We start from the raw sequence: 22,698 nt of genomic DNA on the forward strand, positions 1-22,698 counted from the left end.
CGCAGTTGGCTCACGCGTGCATCGGAGTCGCCGTCGTCCGGCTCGTTGTTACGGGAGCCGTGTGGACCACTTCCGGGTGGCCGGACCAGCCGCCGCCCACAACGCGAACACCCCCACTAACACCACCAGCGCCGTCCAGTACGCCACCGGCGGCGCCGACTCCGTGTGCGCGTCGCCCAGGACCCACGGCCGGAACTGCGACTGCACCCACAGCGCCCCGTACCCGAACGCCGTCACCAGCAGCGCACCCGCGCCGGCCGTCAGCAGCCCGTGACCACGGCCGATCGCGAACGCCAGGTCCACCGCCAATCCCACGAACAGCAGGTAGAACGGGATCGTCGACACCGGGAAGCCCATCCCGAGCAGCAGCGGCCACATCACGCCGCGGTACGCGATGTACGCCACCGCCACCGAAGAAGCCGCCCAGCGGAACCCCAGCGTTCGCCGTGCCAGCACCAGGATCAGCGCCATCACGCCGATGCCCCACAGCGGGTACACCCACTCCGGGATCGGCATCGTGAAGTGCATGACCGCCGTCCGGTCGACCGGGTGCCCGATCTGCTTCGCCGCGAAGTCCAGCAGCGACGGCTCGGCCTCCGGCGTCCCGCGCTCCCACGCGCGCAACCCCAAGATGCCGTACTCCTGCTGGCCGTTCGGGAAGAACGTGTTCTCCAGGAAGAACGCCCACAGCGCGAGCAGCACGCCCGTCCGGAACCTTCCCAAGGGTGCAGACCTCAGCCACCCCAGCAGCACGCCCGCCTGCATGATGCCCGTGCCCAGGTAGAGCATCATGTGGGACGGGCTCCACGCGGTCAGGTCGAGGCCGTTGACGCGGTGGTTGATCACGTCCAGCGGCGCCGCCACCAAGAACGTCAGCAGGCCGATCTGCATCAACCTCAATGACGTCTTGTCGGCGCCCAGGCCCGTGTAGCTGTGGATCGTCACCAGCACGACGATGATCACCGTGCCGACGGTGTTGATCAGGTGCGGCGGCGCCAGGTCGTCGCGCAGCCACATGAAGTGCCACGACATGTCCCACGACGAGCCCACCAGCTTGAACGCGAACGCCGCCAGCCACATCCCGTAGCAGAACCGGAGCACCCAGTCCGGGGTCGGCCGGCCGGGGGCGCCCCGGTGCCAGTGCCGCGTGAAGAACAGCCGCGTCTTGCCGATCGGGCTGCGCGGGATCACGTCCACGGGGACGTCGACTGCCTTGGCCATGCCGGACATCATGGCCGGTCATGGTCACGAGCGGGTCAGGACCGTGGCGAAAGACGCGAAAATCGGGATTCCCCCGACCTTCTTCCCCACCACCACCCTCAACGGAGGCGCTTCGCGCCAGGGTTCACCCTTAGGGGTGGACGATTTGCCTCCGGCGTGCATCGGTTGGCAGGGTGTGCCGCCATGATGCCGAAACGAGTTGTGGCCGCCGTCCTGATCGGCGCACTGGTGCTGGCCGGTGGCGGGGTTCTCGGAGCGCTGTTCTTCTGAGGGCAGAATGGGCGGCATGACGCACAACCTGCTCGGCCCCGAGCCGACGCTGCTGCCCGAGCACACCACCGCCCAGGCCGCGCTCGACGCCGGGAACGACCCGGCCGCCGTCGCGGCCGAACACCCCGACTACAGCGAGGCGTGGGCCGCGCTGGCCGAGAAGGCCTTCGACGCGGGCGAGACCGTCGCCGCGTACGCGTACGCCCGCACCGGCTACCACCGGGGCCTCGACCAGCTGCGCCGCGCCGGTTGGAAGGGCTTCGGCCCGGTCCCGTGGGCGCACCGCCCGAACCAGGGGTTCCTGCGCGCCCTCGCCGTGCTCGGCAAGGCCGCCGGGAAGATCGGCGAGACCGAGGAGTACGACCGCTGCCGGACGTTCCTGGCCGACTCCGACCCCGCCGCTTCCGAGGCCACCGGCCTGAAGTGACCCATCGGTCGTGAGTGAGAAACAGTGTTCTAACCCTGTTTCTCACTCACGACCGAGCTGCGGCAGACCTCAGAACAGGCCGCAGTTGCTGAACGCCGGGAGGCCGGCGAAGCGGGCTTCCAGCCAGGCGAACGCCTCCGGGTACGCGCGCACCGCGGCGAGCACGTGCGTGGGCACCAGCGTCGTGCTGAACTGCACCTTCACGCCCTTGCCGCACCACGTCCGGCCCAGGTCGCGGTCCTGCGCGTAGGGCACGATGTCGTCGAGTGCGCTGTGGACGATCAGCACCGGCGCCGTCGGCTTCAGCGCCCCGATCTTCTGCTCGGCCACCCGTGACGCGTACGGCTCCTCGCCGAGGTAGGCGACGAGCGAACGGCCGTCGTTCGTCAGCGTCGACGACTGCGTGAACGCGTGCGCGGCGATCGCCTCCACCGTGCACTCGGTCCGGACCTGCTCGAACAGCTGCTTGCCGCGGGTGTTGAGCAGCGCCGGGATGTTCAGCTCCGGGTACGCGTAGTTCATGCTCACCAGCGCGAACCCGAGGAAGCCGACCGCGTAGTGCCCGTCGAGGTTCTTCGCGACCGAAGCCAGGTCCGCCGGCACCGCGCCCGCGTACGCGCCCTTCAGCTTCAGCTCGGGCGCGTAGCTCGGCTGCAGCTCGGCCGCCGCGGCCGACGCGCCGCCGCCCTGGGAGTAGCCGGCGATCGCGACCGGGCCGTCGTCCGGGAGCCCGGCCTCCGGCAGCCGCTGGGCCGCGCGGATCGCGTCGAGCACCGCGTGTCCCTCGGAAGCGCGGTTGACGTACGTGTGGTCGCCCGGCGTGCCGAGCCCCTCGTAGTCGGTCACGACGACGCCGTAGCCCCGCGCCAGCATCCCGGCGATGAACGGACCTTCGTACTCGAAGCCGGCAGCAAGCGCTTTCGACGGCGCGCAGTCGTCGCCCTCGCCCTGCGTGCCGACGGCGTAGGAGACGATCGGGCGCACGCCCGACCCGTGCCAGGCGGACCGCGGGGTCAGCACCGTGCCGGTGACCGCGATCGGCGAACCGTGCGTGTCGGTGCTGCGGTACATGATCCGCTGCACGCCGGCGTCGGCCTTGATCAGCTTGACCGGGTCGATGTAGAACGTCGATGCCTCGTGCCGGACGACGTCGCCGTTGCGGCCGGCCGGCAGGGGCGAAGGGGGGTCGTAGAACGACGCTGCGGAGGCCTGCGGCGGGCCGAACGTCACCAGGGCCAGAACCGAAACCGTGGCGACCGCCGCGGAGAGGGCGCGGCGAGGGAAGATACGCATGCTTGCTCCTCGTTGAGCAGGACTAGTGCGCGGGGGGAACACCTTTTTGGACAGAGGTGTCGGAAAAAGAATCACGTGAGGTGGACCACCATGTCAAGCCCGGCTCCGCGCGGGCGGCCGCGCAAGCTCCCGGTCGGGGAGCAGCGCGCACGCGTGCTGAGCGCGACGGCGAGGGTCGTCGCGCAGCACGGGATGCAGGGCGCGACGATCGAACAGATCGCGCGGGAAGCCGGCGTCTCGCGACAGGCCGTCTACGAGCAGTTCGGCGACCGCGCGACGCTGTTCTCCGAGGTCGTGGCCGTGACGGAGGAGCAGGCGTTCGCCGCCATCGCGGGCCCGTCGGTGGCCGACCCGCAGCCCGGCCTGCGGGCCTGGGCGCGCGCCAACTACGCCAACATGGTCACCTTCGTCGCCGACAGCCCGGAGGCCTACGGCGTGCTCCGTGCGGCGGAACGCGCGGGCGACCCCGCTCTCACCCGGTTGAGGGAGAGGCTGGCCGTCGTCTACGCCGACGCGAGCCGCAAGCGGTGGGCCGCGCACGGCATCGACTCCGGCCGCGCCGACCGCGCGCTCGTCACGCTCTTCTTCGCGATGACCGAGTCACTCGTGCAGGCGACGTGGGACGGCGAGCCGCCGGACCAGGAAGCCCTGATCGACCTGCTCACCGAATTCACGGTCGGCGGAGTCGCCCGCCTCCAGACGAAGGCGAGCGACGTCATCGACCGGCTGCGGTAGAGGGCAGCTAAGCCGCGGCGAGGGCCACTTCGACGGACCCCACCACCCGGTTCCGCCCGCCGTGCTTGGCCGCGTACACGGCCGCGTCGGCGGACGCCATCACTTCCTCGATCGACGACCCGTCGAGCGGGTAGGCGGCGACGCCGATGGACGCCGTCTGCCGTTCGATGTCGACGGTGGCGCCTTCGTTGGTCTTCGTGTTGATGATCAGCTCGCTGACCCGTTGCCGGATCCGTTCCGCCGTGACGATCGCGTCCTCTTTGGAGGTCGACGGCAGCAGCGCGACGAACTCCTCGCCGCCGAACCGGCCGACCAGGTCGTGGGCGCGGGTCTCCTGCTTGACCACGGCGGCGACCGCCTTGAGCACGTCGTCCCCAGCGAGGTGCCCGTAGGTGTCGTTGATCCGCTTGAAGTGGTCGAGGTCGATCATCATGGCGCCGAAGCTGCCGTTGTCGCGCTCCGCGCGCGAGATCTCCCGCTGTGCGCCGTCCTGCCAGGTCGTGGCGTTGAGCAGCTGGGTCTTCTGGTCGGTGGTGGCCAGCTCCTCGAGGCGCTTGATCAGCATCGACCGCTGCAGCACGTACAGCGGCAGGATGACCAGCACCGACAGCAGCGGCTCGTCCGTCAGCACCATGACGAGCAACCCGCCGACGCACAGGGTCGCCAGCTCCAGCAGGTTGTCGTCCATGTTGCCCAGGCAACCCTCCACAGTGGCGTTCGCCTGGTTGGCGAGGTAGAGGCCGAGGCTGGTGAGGAGGGCGTTCACGACGAAGTAGGTGGCCACCGCGAGGCACACGACCGGAACGGTGATCTGCGGCGCGATGAACACGGCGAGCCCCGCCGTGCACGCGGACAGGCTGGCGGTCGTGGCGTTGGCCGCGACGCGGTGCGGCTGCCCGGGGCGGGTGCCCGACCAGCTGCGCAGTGCCATGTTGAGGTAGAGCGACACGCTCAGCAGGGCGACCAGCTGGGCGGGCAGCAGCAGCCCGGCCGGGATCAGCCAGACCGACGTCATGTTGACGTGGGAGCTTTCGCTCAGGCTGCGGCGGGCCCGTTCGATGCGGCGGCTGACCTCGTTCTGTGCGACAGCGAGGGCCAGGAGCAGCGCGAACATCCCGTATTCGTCAATCGAGGCCGGAGTGGTGAAAGCGGCGATGACCGCCCACGCGACCGCCGCCGTGATGGCGGTCAGGGTGAGCGCGATCCAGCGTGGCGGTCGCCGCCACAGCGCCCAGTCGGCAACACCAAAAACCCGGCCTTGTCCAGATCGTTCCCCCAATGTGACCATCTTTCCCCCAAGCTCTTGCGCTGTAGCGCGGTGACAACCCACTCACGGACAGTTTCAGCCCGTTTGCCTCCTGTCCACAAGGGCTTTCGGTGTGTACCTTTTTCCTGACGCCGGATGAAGGGTGACCAGCGATGCGAACCAGAGACCAGTAGCAGGGCGCACCGCAAGGTCGCGAGGTCTATGACACCCGCGCGTGGAGCACGTGGTTCAGGCGTGTTCGGCGCGCGGGACTTCGTCGTCCACACGGGCGTCCCGGTCCGAGTTCAGCGCGCGGTACCACGCCAACGCGAGCGGAAGCGTGAGTATCAATCCGGCAACACCGAAGATGCCGACGGTCGTCTGCGCCCCGACCAAGTCCGTCAGCACACCGCCGATGAGCGGGCTGACGCCGAGCATCGTCGTCAGGCCGGTGTTGGACAGGCCCATCGTCTGCGCGCGGTTTTCGTCCGGCACCGAGAGCGTCAGTGACGCCGTCGCCTGCAGCAGCGCGACCGAGCCGAACGCGCCGGACAGGATGAACAGGACGATCGACACCCACGGGTTCGGCTGCGCGAAGCCTGCCAGCATGGGCACCGCGCACAGCGCCGACAGCGGCCCGATCAGCTTCGGCCGTGCTTCGGCGGGCACCCACCGCGTGAAGACGAAGGTGCCGATGACGCTGCCCACCGGGTCGGCCGCGAGCAGGAGCCCGACGAGCTCGGGGCCGCCGCCCGCCGACGAGACGTAGGGCGCGGCGATCCCCTCGTAGACCGGCAGCAGGCCCATCAGCCAGGTGAACAGCACCAGCGCCCGCAGCGCGGGGTTGGCGAACGCCACCCGCCCGCCGGTGCCGATCATGGCGAAGAACGACTTCCGCTTCTCGGCGTTCGCGGCGGGCGGCCGGGCCCGCACGCCGAACCGGACGAAGCCGGCGGAGAGCAGGAACGTGGCCGCGTCGACCACCAGGGCCACGTGCGGGTCGAGGGCCAGCAGCAGCGCGCCGCCGCCGGCGAAGCCGAGGAGCTGCGCCGACTGCACGGTCATGCTCCGCACGCCCATGCCGACGACGAACCGGTCGCCTTCGAGGATCTGCGGCAGCAGCGCGAGCTGGGCGGCCTTGAACGGCGGGTTCAGCAGCGAGACGCCGGCGACCAGGACGCAGACGACCCAGAACGGCAGCGACGGGATCGCGACGAGCAGGATCAGCCCGGCGCGCACCAGGTCGACGGCGACCATCACGGTCCGTCTCGAGAACCGGTCGGCGAGACCGGTCAGGAAGATGCCGCCGAGCAGCGAAGGCGCGAACGTCAGCGCGTAGGTGAGGCCGGTCAGCGTGGCGGAGCCGGTGACGGTGAAGACGAGGATCGAAAGCGCGACTCTGGCCAGCTGGTCCCCGGCGATCGACAGGAGTTCCCCGAACCACAGCGCGCGGAACTCGGCGATCCCGAACACCTCGCGGAACGTGACGCGATCCCGCGGAGCCGCCATACGCTTTCTCCCGACCTCTTGTGCAGACCGTGCCCTTCGCCTGACCGTTGGTGACGAAAAGGCCTATCGGTCATGGGGTAGTCACGGTACGTGAGTTACCCCAGCCAGTGTCCCGTGACTGTTGGTGAATCTCTAGGTTCTTTCGCCGGTATCGAAGGTGTCACGGAGCTTTCCTGAACGGGTCAGACGATAGCCCGCAGTGTCTGGCCGGTCGCCCAGGAGTCACCAATGGATCATTCCGTACCCGATGGCCGGAGGACCAGAGGCAAAAGTAGCCACCTCGACCACCTTCAGGTCCGGTACCGCTCGATCACCTCGATCGACGCTCGGACCTGCTCGAAGGTGGGTGGCGCGGCCCGGTTGAACACGACGGTCAGGGACCGGCGCGGGACGACGACGAACTCGACATCGACCCCGGCCGCTTCCGACGCGGCCTCGACGACGTCTCGCCAGTGCTTCGGGTCGATCCCGTCGGGGTCGGCCCATTCGTGCGCGAAGATCGCCCAGTTGCCCCTGAGCAGGGTGCCGACCACGTCCTGCGCGGTGTGGACGCGGTGCGGCGGGCCTATCTCATCCAGCACGTCTTCGCGGTCGCGGTAAGGGGGAAAAGGCCCGGGCGCCTGCGTGGACAACGGACAAATCCGCTCCTCTCGCCGTGGTGGCCCCGGGGATTCGGTGCCGCGAGCCGGAGTGTTTGGTTTTATTCCCGGAATTCCGGAGTATGGGAAGGACGTCCTGGTCGGGAGCCCGCGCGTAGCTTCGGGCTCATGGCCGAGCGCGCGCCGTTCACCCTCGCCGTCGTGGGCGCCGGACCCCGGGGGGTCGGCGTCCTCGAGCGGCTCGGCGCGAACTCCGAGCTCCTGCGCGACCGCCGGCTCGAGGTGCACCTGATCGATCCGTTCCCGCCGGGGCCCGGCCGGGTGTGGCGCTACGACCAGTCGCCACTGCTGCGGATGAACTCCATGCCCGAGGACGTCACGATGTTCACCGACGACTCGGTGAAGATGGCGGGCCCGGTGCGGCCGGGGCCGACGCTGCTGGAGTGGGCGCGGAAGGTGCGTGACGGCGCGCTCGACGCCGAAGTCCCGCCCGACGTCGTCGCCGAGCTGACCGCGCTCGACAGCTTCGACTTCCCGACCCGGCGGCTGCAGAGCGCCTACCTGACCTGGGTCTACCGCGAGATCCTCGGCGACCTGCCCGAGGGCATCGACGTCGTCGAGCACGCCGCGCGGGCCGTCGGGGTCGACGGTCATACCGTCAGACTGTCTGACGGTACGACCGTGCGCGCGGACGCCGTCGTGTTCACCGTCGGGCACCTCGACGCGGAACCGGACGAACGGGAGCGCGAGCTCGTCACGTTCGCCGCGCGGCACGGGCTCGCCTACTACCCGGCCGGCTACACCGCCGACGTCGACTACTCCGGCATCGCCCCCGGCGAAACCGTGCTGGTGCGCGGGTTCGGGCTGGCGTTCGTCGACCTGATGCTGCTGCTGACCGAGGGCCGCGGCGGCCGGTTCGAGGACCTCCCGTGCGGCGGTCTGCGCTACCACCCGAGCGGCGCCGAGCCGGTGCTGCACGTCGGCTCGCGCCGCGGGGTGCCTTACCACGCGAAGATCGGCTACCGGCTGCGCGGGAAACCGTTGCGGCTGCCCAGGTTCTTCGACGCCTACGCGATGGACGGGCTCCCCGGCGACGCCCTCGACTTCCGCGCGGACGTCTGGCCGCTGATCGCGAAGGAGCTGACCTGGGGGTACTACAGCGAGCTGTTCACCGGGCACCCGGACCGCGTGCGCATGGACTTCGTCGTGTTCGCCGACGCCTTCGCCGACCTGCCGTGGGACTCGCCGGGGATGCGCGACCTCGTCGACCGGGCGGTGCCCGCCGAGGCCGACCGGCTCGACCTCGACCGGCTCGACCGGCCGATGGCCGGCAGCGAGTTCGGCTCGGGCGAGGAGTTCGGCAAGCAGCTGCGGGAGTACATCGAAGCCGACCTCGCGCGCCGGGCCGACCAGGAGTTCAGCGCCGACCTGGGCGCGTTCATGGCGTTGCTGTCGGTGTACGGCCAGCTGCCGGTGCTCGTCCAAAAAGGACGGCTGGACGCGTCTTCGCAAGTGTCCGATATGGACGGCTGGTTCCACGGGTTCTTCTCGTACTACGCCAGCGGGCCGCCGCCGCGCCGGCTGGAGGAGCTGCTGGCCTTGCACCAGGCGGGCGTGGTCTCGTTCGCCGGCGCGGAAATGCGGGTGACAACGGACGGCGAGGCGTTCGTCGCGTCCAGCGCGAGCTATCCGGGAACGGTATCGGCGCGGACTTTGGTCGAAGCGAGGCTGCCGGGCCCGAGCGTCACGCGCGCGGCGGACGGCCTGCTCCAGCAGCTGCGCGACGCGGGCGAGCTGGCGGAGGAGACGGTGGCGGACCCGGTGACGGGCGCGTTGCTGCCGTCGGGCCGGATCCACACGCGGGTGTCGGACTCCCGCCTGCTCGACGGAACGGGCCACCCGCACCCCCACCGGTTCGCGGTGGGCCCCCACACGAGCGCCCGCTCGGCGGCGGCGTTCACCCGCCCCCGCACGAACGCGTCGAGCTTCCGCCAGAACGACGCCGTCGCGCGCGAGATCTTGGCGCTGGTCAGCCCGCCCAGCTGACGATCTCGGCCAGGACTTGCGCCGGCGGGGGCATTTCCGCGATCTCGGCCGCGATGCCCCGCGCGATGTCCCGGGGTTTCGGATCCGTGAGCAGCTCGCGCGCCGCTGTCTCGAGCGCGGGGATCCGGACCTCGTCGCCGACCAGGGCCCGCGCGACGCCGAGCGACGACAGCGTCTCGGCGTTCGCGAACTGGTCGGCGCCCTGCGGCAGGATCAGCTGCGGCAGCCCGGCGGCGAGCGAGGCGAGCACCGTGCCTGTGCCGCCGTGGTGCACGACCAGGCCCGCGTGTTTCAAGACCTCGGCCTGCGGCACGAACCCGGCCGCCTGCACGCGGTCCGGTAGCGGGCCCAGAAGAGCGGGATCGCCGGGGCCGAGCGCCACCAGCACGTCGACGTCCAGCTGGGACAACGCTCGGATCGCCCCGCGCAGGACGTCCGTCGCGCCGAAGACGACCGTGCCCAGCGTCAGGTAGACGAAGCCGTCTTCCGGGAGCGGGGGCAGCGGGACATCGGGGTCGAACGGCGTCGGGCGCATCCGGAACACCTTCGGCACGGCGGCGGTGCCCGGGTCGCGGACGCTGTCCGGCCAGACGTCGACGCAGGCGTCGCCGAACAGCGCGTCCGACGGGAGCGTGCCCCACAGTGGCCGCAGTCGTTCGGCGGCGACGGACAGGAGCTCCGGCGGCATCGACCGCCCGATCACGACCGAGACGGCGGGGATGCCCGCGCGGCGGGCCGCGATGCCGGCGCCGACGTCGCTCATCTCGTAGACGACCAGGTCCGGACGCAGTTCGGGGAGCAACGGCGTCAGGTCGTCGAGCAAGGATCGCGGCAGCAGCTCGGCGAACATCGTGATGCCGACGTCCAGGAATCCGGCGTCCTCGCCGTGCCGCTTCTTGGCTTCGGCCTCCGCCTCGCCGATGCCGATCCCGGCGCGGTGGACGTCGAACCCGAGGTCGCGCACCTTGGGCACGAAGGCCTCGCCGGTGCCGAAGACGACTTCGTGACCGGCGTCGACGGCCGCGTTCGCCAGTGGCAGCAAGGGAAACAGGTGGCCGTACGCCGGGCGGCACGTGAAGAGGATCCGCACCGGCCCGAGCGTACTCGTCAGCCCTTCACGACCGGAGCGATTTGCTGCACCCACTGCTGCGGTGCCGACGTCCCGCCGGGCAGGGAGTTGAAGTACTCCCAGCCGTCGATCCCGCCGAAGTCCGCGTACTTGCCGATGAGGCTCCGGACCGTCGACTGGAGTGTCGACATGGCGACGTATCCGCTGCAGTTGGCGGGGTTGGTCACGGTCCCGGCGACGACCTTGCTCGCGGGGACCACCCCGCGGCGGATGATGTTGTCGTAGCCCGACGTGCTGCTGAGCGAGCCCCAGCCGCAGTAGAACTGCGTGTTGAACCACGAGATCTGGCTGCCGCGGTCGCGGTAGAGCGTGTCGTAGTTGAGGCCCGAGAGCCCGCCACCGCCGCTGAGCTCGGTCGCGACCGGGGCCAGCGTCACCAGGAACGAGCTGCCGAAGTCGGCGCGCAGGGCGTCGATGACCTTGTTGAGCGCCGCGTTGGACATGTGCTCTTCGACGTCGAGGTCGATGCCGGAGAGCGAGTAGGTCCGGATGAGGTTGCGCAGCAGCGGGTAGTAGGTGTCGAACTGGGTTTCGAGCCGCTGGAAGCTGCCCGCGGCGGCCCCTCCGACGAAGGCGAGGACGTGCACGCCCTGGCCGCGCAGGGTCGCGAGGTCCTGCCACATCCGCGTGAACTTGCTCGCGTTCGGCGGATCGTCGTTGAGGTGCACGACGCTGCCGGCATCGAGGTGGATGGCCCCGACGACGACGTCCGTGGCCCCGGCATCGCGCAGCGGCAGCGGCGAGACGTAGGTGGACCCGTTGTAGATGGTCTGGTAGTAGACGACAACCCTCCGTCCGGCGGCGGCCGAAGCCGGCACCGCACCCGAAATCATCAGCACCAAGGCCACGAAGGCCACGCCGATCCTCCGCATGGTCCAGACCATAAGTCGCGGCGGGTGGTTGGGGAAACACCCACCGTCGAACTTGTCCGGTTTCCTGTCTCGCTTGTCGACATATGACCGGGCTTCCGGTGATTCTCATGGTTTGTGGACACCGTGGCCGGGGTTCTGCCTCTCATTCGCAAGGAGAATGAGAGAAGCCGAAGCCTCGCACATGCGGGTAGTTGACTATCGGTTCGGCGACAAGGTTCTGGTTCGGCACTTCGGTCGTGACGACTGGGTTCCGGGGCGGGTCGTCAGGGTCGAGGAGCTCGATTCCCGGCCAGGGCACCGCTACACCCAGATCAAAGTTGCCCGCTGGGACTCCCGAGTACTTCACGGTGAGTCGAGGCAACATCAGCCTCGTGAGGCATGACTCGCGATGGGACCCCTTCGTCGTGCGGCCTTTCATGACACCGGATGAATACCGCGTCACGGGAGGAGCCGCGCAGTTCCAGATGACGAGCTCACCAGGCCCCACCCAGGTCGGTGCTTACCAGTCGGCGACGTCTTACGACCCAGGTGACCCGGTTTGGGCCTGGGAAGCTGGGTGACCGTGCGCTATCTCGACGGGTTTCGCCGCCAGAACGGCCGGCCGGCCAAATGTTGCCGGCCGGCCGACGTCTGGCCCGTGATCTGCGCCTTTCCGGCGCCGGTGCGAAGGCTTGAGATCGAGCCGGAATGGCTGTCCGAAGCGGATCCGCGTCGAGCGCACGCCCTTTCGCTGCGTTTCGGCTACCACAACGCGGACCGGTACCGGAAGGATTGTCAGGCGCTCGGCGGCTGCGGTAGTCACTGATTCAGCCCACTTCCTGCGCCGAACGTCCGGGGATCGCGTCCAGGAGCTCCTTCGTGTACTCCGCCTTCGGCGCCTCCAGGACCTGCGAAGCCGGGCCCAGCTCCACCAGTGCGCCCTCGCGCATCACTCCGACCTGGTCCGCCAGCTGCCGGACCACTGCCAGGTCGTGGGAAATGAACAGGTACGACAACCCCAGCGACGACTGCAGCTCCGCCAGCAGCCGCAGGATCTGGGCCTGCACCGACACGTCCAGCGCCGACACCGGCTCGTCGCAGATCACCAGGTCCGGCCGCAACGCCAACGCGCGCGCTATCGCCACCCGCTGCCGCTGGCCGCCCGACAGCTCGGATGGCTTTCGGCGCGCCACCGATGACGGCAACGCCACCTGGTCCAGCAGCGACGGGACCCGGGTGCGCGGCAGCCCGAACGCCCGCAGCGGCTCGGCGACGACGTCCTCGATCGAGAACTTCGGGTTCAGTGACGCGTACGGGTTCTGGTACACGATCTGCATCCGCCGCCGCAGCCGGCGCAGTTCGGGGCCACCCAACGACGTGATGTCCTGGCCGTCGAAGGAAATCGAACCCGCCGACGGCGTCTCCAGCCGCAGCACCATCCGGGCCGTTGTCGACTTGCCCGAGCCCGATTCGCCCACCAGGGCCAGCGTCTGGCCGCGCGGGATGTCGAACGAGACGCCGTCGACCGCGCGGATTCCGCCGTCGAACGTCTTCGCCAGGTCGCGCACCGAAACCAGCGGCTCGGCGACCGGGGCCGCCGGACGCACGGTGCTCGTCATGCTCGGCGCCGCCGCGAGCAGCTGCCGCGTGTAGGGGTGCGTCGGCGCGCTGACCACCGAAGAACCCTCCTCGACGACCACACCATCAGAAAGCACCACGATCCGCGACGCGCGGTCGGCCGCGACGCCCAGGTCGTGTGTGATCAGCAGGATCGCCGTGCCCGACTCCGCGGCCAGCGACGTCAGGTGGTCGAGGATCCGGCGCTGCACGGTGACGTCCAGCGCCGACGTCGGCTCGTCCGCGATGATCAGCTTCGGCCGCCCGGCCAGCGCCGACGCGATCAGCACGCGCTGCCGGAGGCCGCCCGACAGCTGGTGCGGGTACTGCCGCGCCCGCAGCTCCGGCGAGGGGACGCCCGCGCGTTCGAGCAGCTCGATGGCCTGGACACCAGCGGCGCGCCGGTCCGCGAGGCCGTGGATCTTCAGCACCTCCGCGACCTGGTCGCCGATTCGGTGCACGGGGTTCAGCGACACCGCCGGGTCCTGCGGCACCAGCGCGATCTCGCGCCCGCGCACCCCGCGCCACTCCCGGGGCGACAGCGCGAGCAGGTCCCGGCCGTCGAAGGTGATCGAGCCGCCGTCGATCCGGCCGCCGCGGGGCAGCAAGCCGATCGCCGCGTGCGCGGTGGTCGACTTGCCCGAGCCCGACTCCCCGACGACGGCGACCACCTCGCCCGCGTCGACGTGCAGTCCGACGTCACGTACCGCCGGGACCTTCCGGTACGACACGGCCAGGTCCGCGATCCGCAGCAGGGTCATCGGTCTCCTCCGTCCAGCGCGCGGGACAGCCGGTTCGCGGCGAGGACGACCGCCGCGACCGTCAGCCCCGGGAACGTCGTCATCCACCAGGCCGTGGCCAAGAAGCTCCGCCCGCCCGCGACGAGCGAGCCCCACTCCGGCGTCGGCGGCGTCGCGCCGAAGCCCAGGAAGCTCAGTGCGGACACTTCGAGCACGGCTGTGCCGAGCGTGAGCGTCGCCAGCGCGAGCACCGGGCCCGCCGCGTTCGGCAGGACGTGCCGCAGCAGCACGCCGGACCAGCGCACTCCGCTGGCTCGCGCCGCTTCGACGAACACGCCGTTTCGCACGCGAAGCACCTCCGCGCGCATGACTCGCGCGAAGGACGCGAGGTTCGCGATGCCGACGGCGATCGCGACGTTCGTCGTGCCGAAGCCCAGCGCCGTGACCAGGGCCAGCGACAGCAGGATCGGCGGGATGGCCAGGAAGACGTCGACGACCCGCATGATCGCCGTGTCTGCCCAGCCGCCGCGGAACCCGGCCAGCAGGCCGAGCGCCGAGCCCGCGACCAGCGCCACGAGGACGGCGATCGCGGTGGCCCGCAGTGAGAGCGACGCGCCGTGGATCACCCGCGCGTAGACGTCACGGCCGGTTTCGTCGGTGCCGAAGAAGTGGTGCAGCGACGGCCCTTGCAGCCGCTCGACGGGGACGCCGGTGATGGGGTCGTACCCGGTCAGCAGGCCCGGCACGAAGGCCGCGAGCAGCACGAACGCCAGCACGGCGACGGCGACCACGAGGCCGGGGCGGCGGACGACCGGGGTGGCGAGGTCAACCACGGGCCACCTCCGGGGTCCGCGCGATGCGCGGGTCGAGCAGCGGGTACAGCAGGTCGACGATCAGGTTGAGCACCACGAACACCAGTGCGGCCAGCACGATCACCGCCTGCACCACCGGGACGTCCTGCGCGGTGACGGCGGCCGCGGTGATCCGGCCGACGCCGTCGCGCGAGAACACCGTCTCGGTGATCACCGACCCCGCGACGAGGTTGCCCGCCACCACGCCGGCGACGGTCAGCGTCGGCACGGCGGCGTTGCGCAGGAGGTGTCCGAAGTGGACGCGCCAGCGGCTCGCGCCCTTGGCCGCCGCGATCTCCGCGTACGGCTCCTCCTGCTGCGTCGCGAGGCTCTTCGCCAGCACCTGCCCGATGATCGCGCCGGTCGGCAGGGCGAGGGTGATCGCGGGCAGGATGACCGTGGAGAAGCCCTGCGTGCCGAGTGCCGGCAGCAGCCGCAGCCGGAACGAGAAGAACTGGATCAGCAGCAGCCCGACCCAGAACGGCGGCAGCGAGATCGCCAGCGACGGCAGGGACAGCAGCGCCTGCCGCAGCCAGCGGAACCGCGTGAACGTCCCGAGGAACGCCGACCCGCCGCCGAACAGCACCGCGAACACCAGCGCCAGGCTCGTCACGGCGAGCGTCGGCGGCAACGCCGTGACGACCATGTGCGACGCGTCGTCGCCGGTCGCGACGCTGCGGCCGAAGTCGCCGTGCAGCGCCGAGACCAGCCGTTTCACGTACTGGACTGGCAGCGGCGAGTCGAGGCCGTACTCCGCGCGGGCGGCGGCGAGCTGCTCGGGCGTCGCCGACGAACCGGCCTCCCCGCTGGCGAGCTTCGCCGAAACGGCGTCGCCCGGCAGCAGGTAGAGGATCAGGAACGACAGCGTGAACGCCGCCCACAGCACGAACACCGCCTGCCCGACGCGGCGGAGCAGGTAGCGCCTCACGAGAGCCACGCGTCGAAGAGCTGCAGCCTCGACGACGCTTCGAAGTCGACGGCGTGCGCCTGCGAGCTCAGCGCGACGACCTGGGTCAGCTCGAACACCGGGATCGCGTAGGCGTGGTCGACGATCAGCTTCTGGACCTCGTCGGCCGACGGCTTGCGCTTGGCTTTGTCCACAGTGGACGACTGAGCGTCGAGGGCGACGTCGAGTGGGTTGCCCGGCGTGAGCTTGCTGCGGTTGCCGGCCTTCGTCGAGAACTGGCCGCGCAGGATGTCCGGGTCGGCGCGCGTCACGTTGTACCAGAGGAAGTCGTAGTTGCCCGACAGCTGGATCTGCGTGGTCTCGGCCGTCGTGTGCTGCTCGATCCGCAGGTCGAAGCCGATCTTGCGCAGCTGCTGCTGGACCAGCTCCAGCACGCTGCGGTTCTGGTTGAACACCGGCGAGAACACCACGGACGCGCGCAGCTTCTGCCCGTCCTTGACGCGGATCCCGTCCGGGCCGGGCACCCAGCCGTCGCCGTCGAGGAGCGCGGCCGCGCCCTTCTGGTCGTACGCGAGCTGCTGCGAGAGGTCGTCGTACAGCGGCGTCGCCGAGCCGAGGATGCTGGTGGCGGGCTTGTAGGACGCCGTCAGCACGGTGTTCACGACCTCGGTGCGGTCGACGCCCTTGAGCACGGCCTGGCGCACCTTCTCGTCGGCGAGCACGCCGCGGGTGGTGTTGGCGTGCAGGTTGAACACGACGCCGGGGTTGGGCCGGATGTTCTCGCTGAAGCCGTTGCCCGTGAACTGCGGCTCGTCGACCGGCTGGATGTCGGTGGCCGCGTCGAGCTGGCCGGAGGCGAGGCTGCCGGTGCGGACGCCGGGCTCCGGCACGATCTTGTAGTCGATCTTGTCGAGGTAGGCCTCGCCCTGGTGCTTGAACAGCGACGAGCCCCAGTTGTAGCCCTTGCGCTTGGCCAGGACGATCTCCTGGTTCTGCTTCAGGCTCTCGAAGACGAACGGTCCGGAGCCGATCAGGCCGGTGCCCTGGCAGCGCTGTTCCGGCGTCTTCTGGAACGCCGCGGGCGCGAGCACGCCGAGCGACATCGTCGAGCTGGCCTGCAGGAACTGGGCGCTGGGCGCGGAGAACTGGAGGCGCACGGTCTGCGGATCGACCACGGTCGACGCCTTGTACGCGGCCAGGTAGCCGTAGCCGAGCTGGGCTTTCGTGCCGAGGGCCTTGATGCCGTCGAAGCTCGTCTTGACGGCGGCGGCGTCGACCGGGCTGCCGTCGGAGAACGTCGCGCCGGCGCGGAGGTGGAAGGTGAACGCCGTCGAATCGGCGCTGACCTCCCACTTCTCGGCCAGCCACGGCTTGATCTCGCCGGTCTTCGGGTCCTGGTCGGTGAGCGAGTCGACCAGCTGGCGCGCGACGTTGATGGACGCGTTCGTCGCGGTCTGCTGCGGGTCGATGCAGTCGGGCGCCGACGAGATGCCCAGGCGCAGCGTGCCGCCGGGTTTCGGCGGGCCGGACGCGGCTTGTTCGGTGCCGGCGGCGGAGCAGGCGGTCAGCAGGACGGGCAGGGCGAGCAGGGCCGCGGCGTTGCGGGCGTGGAAGAGTGGGGACACCGGACGGCCTCCAGCGGGGAGCGGTTGCGTCTTCGATGAGCGACGCTAACCACGCGCTGAAGGCCGTCCCACAGAGCGAACCGCGGTCCCAACCCCTGGCACCGCAACGAATGCCCCTTGACTAACCGCCCGCGATCAGCAGCGGCCGAGCATGTCCGTCAGCGCGGTCTTCTCGGCGCTGTTGATCGTCAGCTTGAACTTGTACTTCACCGCGGTCCACATCTTCGCGTAGGTGCACCAGTAGCTCGTGAGCGGCGGCTTCCACTGGTCGGGCGACTTGTCGCCCTTCTGCTGGTTGACGTTGTCCGTCACGGCGATCAGCTGCGGGTCGGTGAGGTCGTTCGCGTACGCCTGGCGCTGCGCGGTCGTCCACGCCGAAGCGCCGGTGCGCCACGCGTCGGCCAGCGGCACGACGTGGTCGATGTCCACATCGGACGTCGCCGTCCAGGTCGCGCCGTCGTACGGGCTGAACCAGCTGCCGGACGTCGCCGCGCAGTCGGACCCGGTGACGACGTTCGTGCCGTCGCGCTTGAGGACCACCTCGCGGGTGTTGCAGCTGTTGCCCTGGTCGATCCAGTGCGGGAACTTGTCCCGGCTGTAGCCGGTCTGCGAACCGTCGGCCTTGACGGTCAGCGACGCGAGCTCGGACTTCGCCGTGGCCGTCGAAGGGATGCCCGGCGGGGTGGCATCGGCGACGCTGACCAGCGTGCCGGAGAGCACGGCGGTGGCCGCGAGAATGGTGAACGACTGACGAACAGCACGCCTGGTTGGCATTTTGCTGCCTCCGGTTCAGGTGTGGGGACAGCTAACCCTGATACACCGGAGTGGCGTGTGCAACACGTATAGGTGACATGTTGCTGCCCGTTGGTGAACGCTGCGTTGCCGCCAGCTCGCTCAATCGTGAAACTAGCAGGTCAGGCCGGTCCGCGGACCAGTCGAAGGTCTTGGGTGTGCCGGTACCACGTCCACTTGTTCACCGCCCGCTCGTGGACGACGTCGTCGCTGACGGGCCGCGTCGGGATGCAGCCGATCTGGAACGCGCGCGAGTAGAGCGTCGTCGGCCGCTTGAAGATCGTCCCCTTCGTGACCCGGACGGTCAGGCCGGGTCCCTCCGGATCCGGCGTCACCTCGATCGACGACGCCGGCCCGCGCAGCGCCACCGCCTCGTCGGCGTAGGCCACGCCGCGGACGAGCCGCAGCACGCCGCGCCCGACGAGCACGCCGCCGACGTCGTCGCGGATCAGCGGCACCGGGTCGACCTCCCCGCGCAGGGCGAGCGCGAGGGCCTGCAACGGCGTCTTCGGCAGCCCCCAGAGCGCGGCGACGGCCGAGTCCGGCGAAGACGGCACGAACCCGACCGACACGCCGGAGAGCGCGTCCTTGCGCAGCAGCCTCAAGACCACAGCCGCCAGGTCCGCGTCGGTGCCCGACACGACGAGGTGATCGTGTTCGCCCAGCATGGGGTCGATTTCCGTCTTGCCGGGCCGGCTGGGCACGCGGATCGATTCGACATCATCGACCTCTTCGAAGCCCGCCGCCGCATCGCCACAGGCCACCACTAGTCCGCGCACCCGCAGGACCTCCGTTACAGTCATGCACCGGCATTTCCTCAGCGCCACCGGTGTCCGTCCGGGACACTAAACCTCACGTCGTCGAACACCTTGGAGTGTCACATGCCGGCCATCGTGCTCATCGGTGCCCAATGGGGGGACGAAGGCAAGGGCAAGGCCACCGACCTGATGGGTGACCGGGTCCAGTGGGTCGTCCGTTACCAGGGTGGCAACAACGCCGGTCACACGGTCGTCCTGCCGAACGGCGAGAACTTCGCCCTGCACCTCATCCCGTCCGGCATCCTCACCCCCGGCGTGACGAACGTCATCGGCAACGGCGTGGTGGTCGACCCGGGTGTGCTGCTCGACGAGCTGTCCGGCCTCGAAGCGCGGGACGTCGACACGTCCAAGCTGCTGATCTCGGCCGACGCGCACTTGATCATGCCGTACCACGTGGCCATCGACAAAGTCACCGAGCGCTACCTCGGCAGCCGCAAGATCGGCACCACCGGCCGCGGCATCGGCCCGTGCTACCAGGACAAGATCGCCCGCGTCGGCGTCCGCGTGCAGGACCTGCTCGACGAGAAGATCTTCCGCCAGAAGGTCGAAGCCGCGCTGGAGTTCAAGAACCAGGTGCTGGTGAAGGTCTACAACCGCAAGGCACTCGAGGCGGACCAGGTCGCCGACGAGGTGCTGGCCGCGGGCGAGAAGTTCGCGCACCGCATCGCCGACACGCGCCTGCAGCTCAACCAGGCTCTCGAGCGCGGCGAAACCGTGCTGCTGGAGGGCTCCCAGGGCACGCTGCTCGACGTCGACCACGGCACCTACCCGTTCGTGACGTCGTCGAACCCGACGTCCGGCGGCGCGAGCGCGGGGTCGGGCATCGGCCCGGGCCGCATCACCACGGTCCTCGGCATCCTCAAGGCGTACACGACCCGCGTCGGCTCGGGCCCGTTCCCGACCGAGCTGCACGACGAGTCCGGCGAGTACCTGCGCAAGCAGGGCGGCGAGTTCGGCGTCACCACCGGCCGTTCGCGGCGCACGGGCTGGTTCGACGCGGTGATCGCGCGCTACGCGGTCCGCGTCAACGGCATCACCGACTACTTCCTCACCAAGCTGGACGTGCTGTCCGGCCTGGAGAAGGTGCCGGTGTGCGTCGGCTACGAGGTCGACGGCTTCCGCACGCAGGACATGCCGATGACGCAGACCGACGTGCACCACGCGATCCCGATCTACGAAGAGCACCCGGGCTGGTTCGAGGACATCTCGGCGTGCCGCACGTTCGAGGAGCTCCCGGCGAACGCGCGCGCGTACGTCGAGCGCCTGGAAGAGCTGTCGGGCGCCCGGATTTCGGCGATCGGCGTCGGCCCGGGCCGCGAGCAGACGATCGTCCGGCACACGTTTGTATAGGCGCTGTACGTCTAGGTCAGTTTCGTGCTGACCGGCGTCTCGTTGCGGAACAGGTCGAGCACCGGGCAGTGCTCGTCGACCTCGCGCTTGAGGTCTTCGTAGCGCTCCCGGGGCGCCGGCCCTTCCAGTTCGACGGACACGCGCACGTCCCCGAAACCGGGGCGGGTGTTGAAGGAGAAGCCGAAGAAGCCGTGCAGGTCGAGGTCGCCGTCGACGGTGACCTTGACGGAGTCGAGCGGGATGCCGCGCTTCGCCGCCCAGAACTGGTAGGTGATGACCTGGCAGGACCCGAGGGCGGCGAGCGCGAACTCGACGGGGTTGGCGGCCTGGTCGGCCCCGCCGAGCGCGGGCGGCTCGTCGACGGCGAACTCGTGGTCCCGGACCTTGACGTGCACTTCGGTCCTGGTCCCCGGCTTGAGGGTGTTGGCCACGCTGAAGGAGACGGCGGCGTTGTGCGGGTCCGCGTCGACGGCCTTGCGGGTGCCTTCGATGACGTCGGTCAGCGACATGGGTGCTCCTCGGTGATCGGCATTTCGCCACAGAGTGGGCGATTCTGAAAGCGCTCGCTCGGGTTCTCAAGTCCTGAGAGCACCGGCGTCCGGGATGCGGAAGCACTCGACCGGGCGACGCGGGAGCGGTAACGCACGCGGTAACAGCGCGATAACGAGAGGACGGACACCGCAGCCACACCGCAGGAGACCCCCTTTGCCGGAAACGCACAGCCGAGGCCCGATCGACGTGACCCTGGTCGCCGGGTTCCGCACCGCCACCGCCGATCCCGAGGACCTGCGGCGCGCGGTCACCGCGTCGCCGGGTTTCGCGCACGTCGATCAGCAGGCCGCGGTGCTCGAACTGGTCCTGCGAGCGGGCACCACCCAGCCGCGACGCCGTCTTCGGTCCCTGAGAAGGCTTCTGGGTCGCCGGCGCTGACTCGCGGTGCCGGTCTCAGCTCAACCGGTTCGTGAGCGCCGCCGTCACCGACATCTCCTCGAGGTCCAGTTCGCGCAGCACTTTCTGCAGGATGTCGTCGTCGAGGCGGCCGGCGCGGTTCTCGTCGATCATCGCCTTGCGCTGGGCGATCAGGAGTTCCTTCCGGGCCTTCGCGAACTGGGCCTGCGGGGTGCCGGAGCGGTCCTCGCCGGACAGCTTGATCGTGGCTTCGGCGAACCGGTAGCGCGTGTCGACGAGCCGTTTCAGCCGCTCCTTCAGCTGTTCGACCTTCTCGGGCGGCAGGTCCAGCTCCGCGAGCCGGTCGCGGCTGATCTCCCGAAGCCGCTGGTGCGCCGCCTTCTTCGCGACTTCGCGCGCGGCCAGCTCTTCGGCCTCGTCGCGGGATGCCTCCGACGGGTCCTGCACCTTCAGCACCCGGATCAGCGGCGGCAGCGTCAGCCCCTGGATCAGCACCGTCCCGATCGCCACCGCGAACGCGAACAGCTGGATCTCCTCTCGCCCCGGGGTGCCGGCCGGGACACCGGCGGCCGCGGCCAGCGTGACGACGCCGCGCATGCCCGTCCACGAAAGCACCGCCAGCGACCGCCACGGCGGGGTCGCGCGCCCGCGGCCGAACAGCCGGAACGCCCTCGGCAGGAACGCGAAGACGAACACCGCCGGGATCCGGACCACCATCGTCACCAGCAGCACGACCACCGCGACCAGCGCCAGCGTCCCGTTGTCGCGGGCCGCGTGCTGGGCGCCGTCGAGCACGAACGGCAGCTGCAGCCCCATCAGCGCGAACACCAGCGCCTCCAGCAGGACGTCGATCGACGCCCACACCGATCTGTCCTGCATGCGCGTCGCGGGTGACGCGTAGAGCGAGCGCGCGCCGAGGTAGAGCCCGGCGGCGACGACCGCCAGGACGCCGGACCCGCTGAACTCCGGGCCGAATGGGTGCAGGTGCTCGGCGAGGACGTACGCGCCGAACGGCACGATGATCCCGAACGCCGACTCCAGCAGCGGGTCGTCGAGCAATCGCCGGATCAGCACGACCGCCGCGCCGATCGCCAGGCCGACCCCGATGCCCAGCACCGTCGCCACGCCGAACACCGCGAACCCGTGCCCGGCCGAGCCGGCGGTGCCCGCGACCGCGGCGAGCGCGACCTTGTACAGCGTCAGCGCGGCGGCGTCGTTGACCAGGCTCTCCCCGGTCAGCACGGCCATCAGCCGGCGCGGCAGCCCGAGCTTGCGCCCGATCGCCACCGCCGTCACCGCGTCCGGGGGCGCCACCACCGCGCCGAGGACCAGTGCCGACGCGAAGGGCACGTCCGGCAGCAGCAGGTGCACGACGACGGCGACGACCACCGCGGTCACCGCCACCAGCACCACGCCGAGCGCGACGATCGGCCGCAGGTTCGTCTTGAAGTGCGTCACCGAGCTCTCGAGCGACGTCGAGTAGAGCAGCGGCGGCAGCACGACCGTGAGGATCAGCTCCGGTTCCAGCTCCAGCCGCGGCACGCCGGGGATCAGCGCGACCCCGAGCGCGACGACCACCACCAGCAACGGCGCGGACAGGTTGTAGCGGCGGGCGAACGCGGTCAGCGCGAGCGAACCGGCGAGCACGCCCATCAGCGTCAGGATCTCCACGCGCGTGATCTTTCCCCAGGTAGAGGCCATGCGCTCGGCTTCCGTCCAATGGAAGTGAGCTGGATTGCGACATAGCACCCATGCATACTTGT

General features: G+C 70.0%; 21 protein-coding genes. 6 read left to right on the forward strand and 15 right to left on the reverse strand.

What is annotated here, in order from left to right; translation table 11 throughout:
* Window positions 1-48: 48 nt before the first annotated feature.
* Entirely contained in the window at window positions 49-1,221 is a 1,173-nt protein-coding gene (locus ACZ7OU_RS07585) for a hypothetical protein (RefSeq protein ID WP_470254546.1), read from the reverse strand.
* 286 nt (window positions 1,222-1,507) lie between these two features.
* Between ACZ7OU_RS07585 and ACZ7OU_RS07590 the strand changes: the two genes are divergently transcribed.
* Window positions 1,508-1,918, forward strand: a complete 411-nt coding sequence (locus ACZ7OU_RS07590; RefSeq protein ID WP_470240369.1) for a DUF3151 domain-containing protein — start codon at window positions 1,508-1,510, stop codon at window positions 1,916-1,918.
* Window positions 1,919-1,987: 69 nt separating this feature from the next.
* Here the strand turns inward: ACZ7OU_RS07590 and ACZ7OU_RS07595 are convergent, their stop codons facing one another.
* Window positions 1,988-3,211 (reverse strand): lipase family protein, encoded by a 1,224-nt coding sequence (locus ACZ7OU_RS07595; RefSeq protein ID WP_470254547.1) that lies wholly within the window; start codon window positions 3,209-3,211, stop codon window positions 1,988-1,990.
* Window positions 3,212-3,301: 90 nt separating this feature from the next.
* Here ACZ7OU_RS07595 and ACZ7OU_RS07600 point away from each other — a divergent pair, with 90 nt between their 5' ends.
* Window positions 3,302-3,946 (forward strand): TetR/AcrR family transcriptional regulator, encoded by a 645-nt coding sequence (locus tag ACZ7OU_RS07600; RefSeq protein WP_470240371.1) that lies wholly within the window; start codon window positions 3,302-3,304, stop codon window positions 3,944-3,946.
* Between the two features lie 7 nt (window positions 3,947-3,953).
* Here ACZ7OU_RS07600 and ACZ7OU_RS07605 read toward each other — a convergent pair whose 3' ends face one another.
* From ACZ7OU_RS07605 to ACZ7OU_RS07615, 3 genes are all read right to left on the reverse strand, one after another.
* Window positions 3,954-5,060, reverse strand: a complete 1,107-nt coding sequence (locus tag ACZ7OU_RS07605) for a GGDEF domain-containing protein (RefSeq protein ID WP_470254548.1) — start codon at window positions 5,058-5,060, stop codon at window positions 3,954-3,956.
* A gap of 381 nt (window positions 5,061-5,441) precedes the next feature.
* Window positions 5,442-6,701 (reverse strand): MFS transporter, encoded by a 1,260-nt coding sequence (locus tag ACZ7OU_RS07610; RefSeq protein ID WP_470240372.1) that lies wholly within the window; start codon window positions 6,699-6,701, stop codon window positions 5,442-5,444.
* A gap of 290 nt (window positions 6,702-6,991) precedes the next feature.
* A complete protein-coding gene (locus ACZ7OU_RS07615; protein WP_470240373.1) occupies window positions 6,992-7,282 on the reverse strand; it encodes a hypothetical protein in 291 nt (96 codons plus the stop codon).
* Window positions 7,283-7,468: 186 nt separating this feature from the next.
* Here ACZ7OU_RS07615 and ACZ7OU_RS07620 point away from each other — a divergent pair, with 186 nt between their 5' ends.
* Window positions 7,469-9,346 (forward strand): FAD/NAD(P)-binding protein, encoded by a 1,878-nt coding sequence (locus ACZ7OU_RS07620; RefSeq protein ID WP_470254549.1) that lies wholly within the window; start codon window positions 7,469-7,471, stop codon window positions 9,344-9,346.
* On the opposite strand, the gene ACZ7OU_RS07625 is transcribed toward ACZ7OU_RS07620, so the two are convergent.
* Both ACZ7OU_RS07625 and ACZ7OU_RS07630 read right to left on the reverse strand, forming a co-directional pair.
* Window positions 9,330-10,436: a glycosyltransferase gene (locus ACZ7OU_RS07625; RefSeq protein WP_470254550.1), complete on the reverse strand. Its 1,107-nt coding sequence runs from the start codon at window positions 10,434-10,436 to the stop codon at window positions 9,330-9,332. The two genes, ACZ7OU_RS07620 and ACZ7OU_RS07625, sit on opposite strands and share 17 nt — an antisense overlap.
* Before the next feature lie 17 nt (window positions 10,437-10,453).
* Window positions 10,454-11,347 (reverse strand): glycoside hydrolase family 18 protein, encoded by an 894-nt coding sequence (locus tag ACZ7OU_RS07630; RefSeq protein ID WP_470254551.1) that lies wholly within the window; start codon window positions 11,345-11,347, stop codon window positions 10,454-10,456.
* 562 nt (window positions 11,348-11,909) lie between these two features.
* Here ACZ7OU_RS07630 and ACZ7OU_RS07635 point away from each other — a divergent pair.
* A complete protein-coding gene (locus ACZ7OU_RS07635) occupies window positions 11,910-12,152 on the forward strand; it encodes a hypothetical protein (RefSeq protein ID WP_470254552.1) in 243 nt (80 codons plus the stop codon).
* Between the two features lies 1 nt (window position 12,153).
* Here the strand turns inward: ACZ7OU_RS07635 and ACZ7OU_RS07640 are convergent, their stop codons facing one another.
* From ACZ7OU_RS07640 to ACZ7OU_RS07665, 6 genes are all read right to left on the reverse strand, one after another.
* On the reverse strand, window positions 12,154-13,704 hold the full coding sequence (locus ACZ7OU_RS07640; RefSeq protein ID WP_470254553.1) for a dipeptide ABC transporter ATP-binding protein: 1,551 nt from the start codon (window positions 13,702-13,704) through the stop codon (window positions 12,154-12,156).
* On the reverse strand, window positions 13,701-14,516 hold the full coding sequence (locus ACZ7OU_RS07645) for an ABC transporter permease (RefSeq protein ID WP_470254554.1): 816 nt from the start codon (window positions 14,514-14,516) through the stop codon (window positions 13,701-13,703). Before ACZ7OU_RS07645 ends, ACZ7OU_RS07640 begins: the two co-directional genes overlap by 4 nt.
* The gene (locus ACZ7OU_RS07650; protein ID WP_470255894.1) at window positions 14,509-15,462 is read right to left on the reverse strand and encodes an ABC transporter permease; all 954 of its coding nucleotides are present in this window, start codon (window positions 15,460-15,462) and stop codon (window positions 14,509-14,511) included. Before ACZ7OU_RS07650 ends, ACZ7OU_RS07645 begins: the two co-directional genes overlap by 8 nt.
* Window positions 15,459-17,066: an ABC transporter substrate-binding protein gene (locus tag ACZ7OU_RS07655; RefSeq protein WP_470254555.1), complete on the reverse strand. Its 1,608-nt coding sequence runs from the start codon at window positions 17,064-17,066 to the stop codon at window positions 15,459-15,461. The genes ACZ7OU_RS07650 and ACZ7OU_RS07655 overlap by 4 nt, the downstream gene beginning before the upstream one ends.
* Window positions 17,067-17,201: 135 nt before the next feature.
* A complete protein-coding gene (locus ACZ7OU_RS07660) occupies window positions 17,202-17,840 on the reverse strand; it encodes an HNH endonuclease family protein (RefSeq protein ID WP_470254556.1) in 639 nt (212 codons plus the stop codon).
* A 140-nt stretch (window positions 17,841-17,980) separates the two neighbouring features.
* Window positions 17,981-18,661 (reverse strand): hypothetical protein, encoded by a 681-nt coding sequence (locus ACZ7OU_RS07665; RefSeq protein WP_470254557.1) that lies wholly within the window; start codon window positions 18,659-18,661, stop codon window positions 17,981-17,983.
* Between the two features lie 78 nt (window positions 18,662-18,739).
* Between ACZ7OU_RS07665 and ACZ7OU_RS07670 the strand changes: the two genes are divergently transcribed.
* Entirely contained in the window at window positions 18,740-20,026 is a 1,287-nt protein-coding gene (locus tag ACZ7OU_RS07670; protein WP_470254558.1) for an adenylosuccinate synthase, read from the forward strand.
* An 11-nt stretch (window positions 20,027-20,037) separates the two neighbouring features.
* Here ACZ7OU_RS07670 and ACZ7OU_RS07675 read toward each other — a convergent pair whose 3' ends face one another.
* A complete protein-coding gene (locus ACZ7OU_RS07675) occupies window positions 20,038-20,535 on the reverse strand; it encodes an OsmC family protein (protein WP_470240384.1) in 498 nt (165 codons plus the stop codon).
* Between the two features lie 196 nt (window positions 20,536-20,731).
* Between ACZ7OU_RS07675 and ACZ7OU_RS07680 the strand changes: the two genes are divergently transcribed.
* Entirely contained in the window at window positions 20,732-20,956 is a 225-nt protein-coding gene (locus tag ACZ7OU_RS07680; protein ID WP_470254559.1) for a hypothetical protein, read from the forward strand.
* Between the two features lie 15 nt (window positions 20,957-20,971).
* Here ACZ7OU_RS07680 and ACZ7OU_RS07685 read toward each other — a convergent pair whose 3' ends face one another.
* A complete protein-coding gene (locus tag ACZ7OU_RS07685) occupies window positions 20,972-22,606 on the reverse strand; it encodes a Na+/H+ antiporter (protein WP_470254561.1) in 1,635 nt (544 codons plus the stop codon).
* Between the last annotated feature and the right edge of the window lie 92 nt (window positions 22,607-22,698).

Source organism: Amycolatopsis sp. NPDC114505 (genome assembly GCF_055633615.1).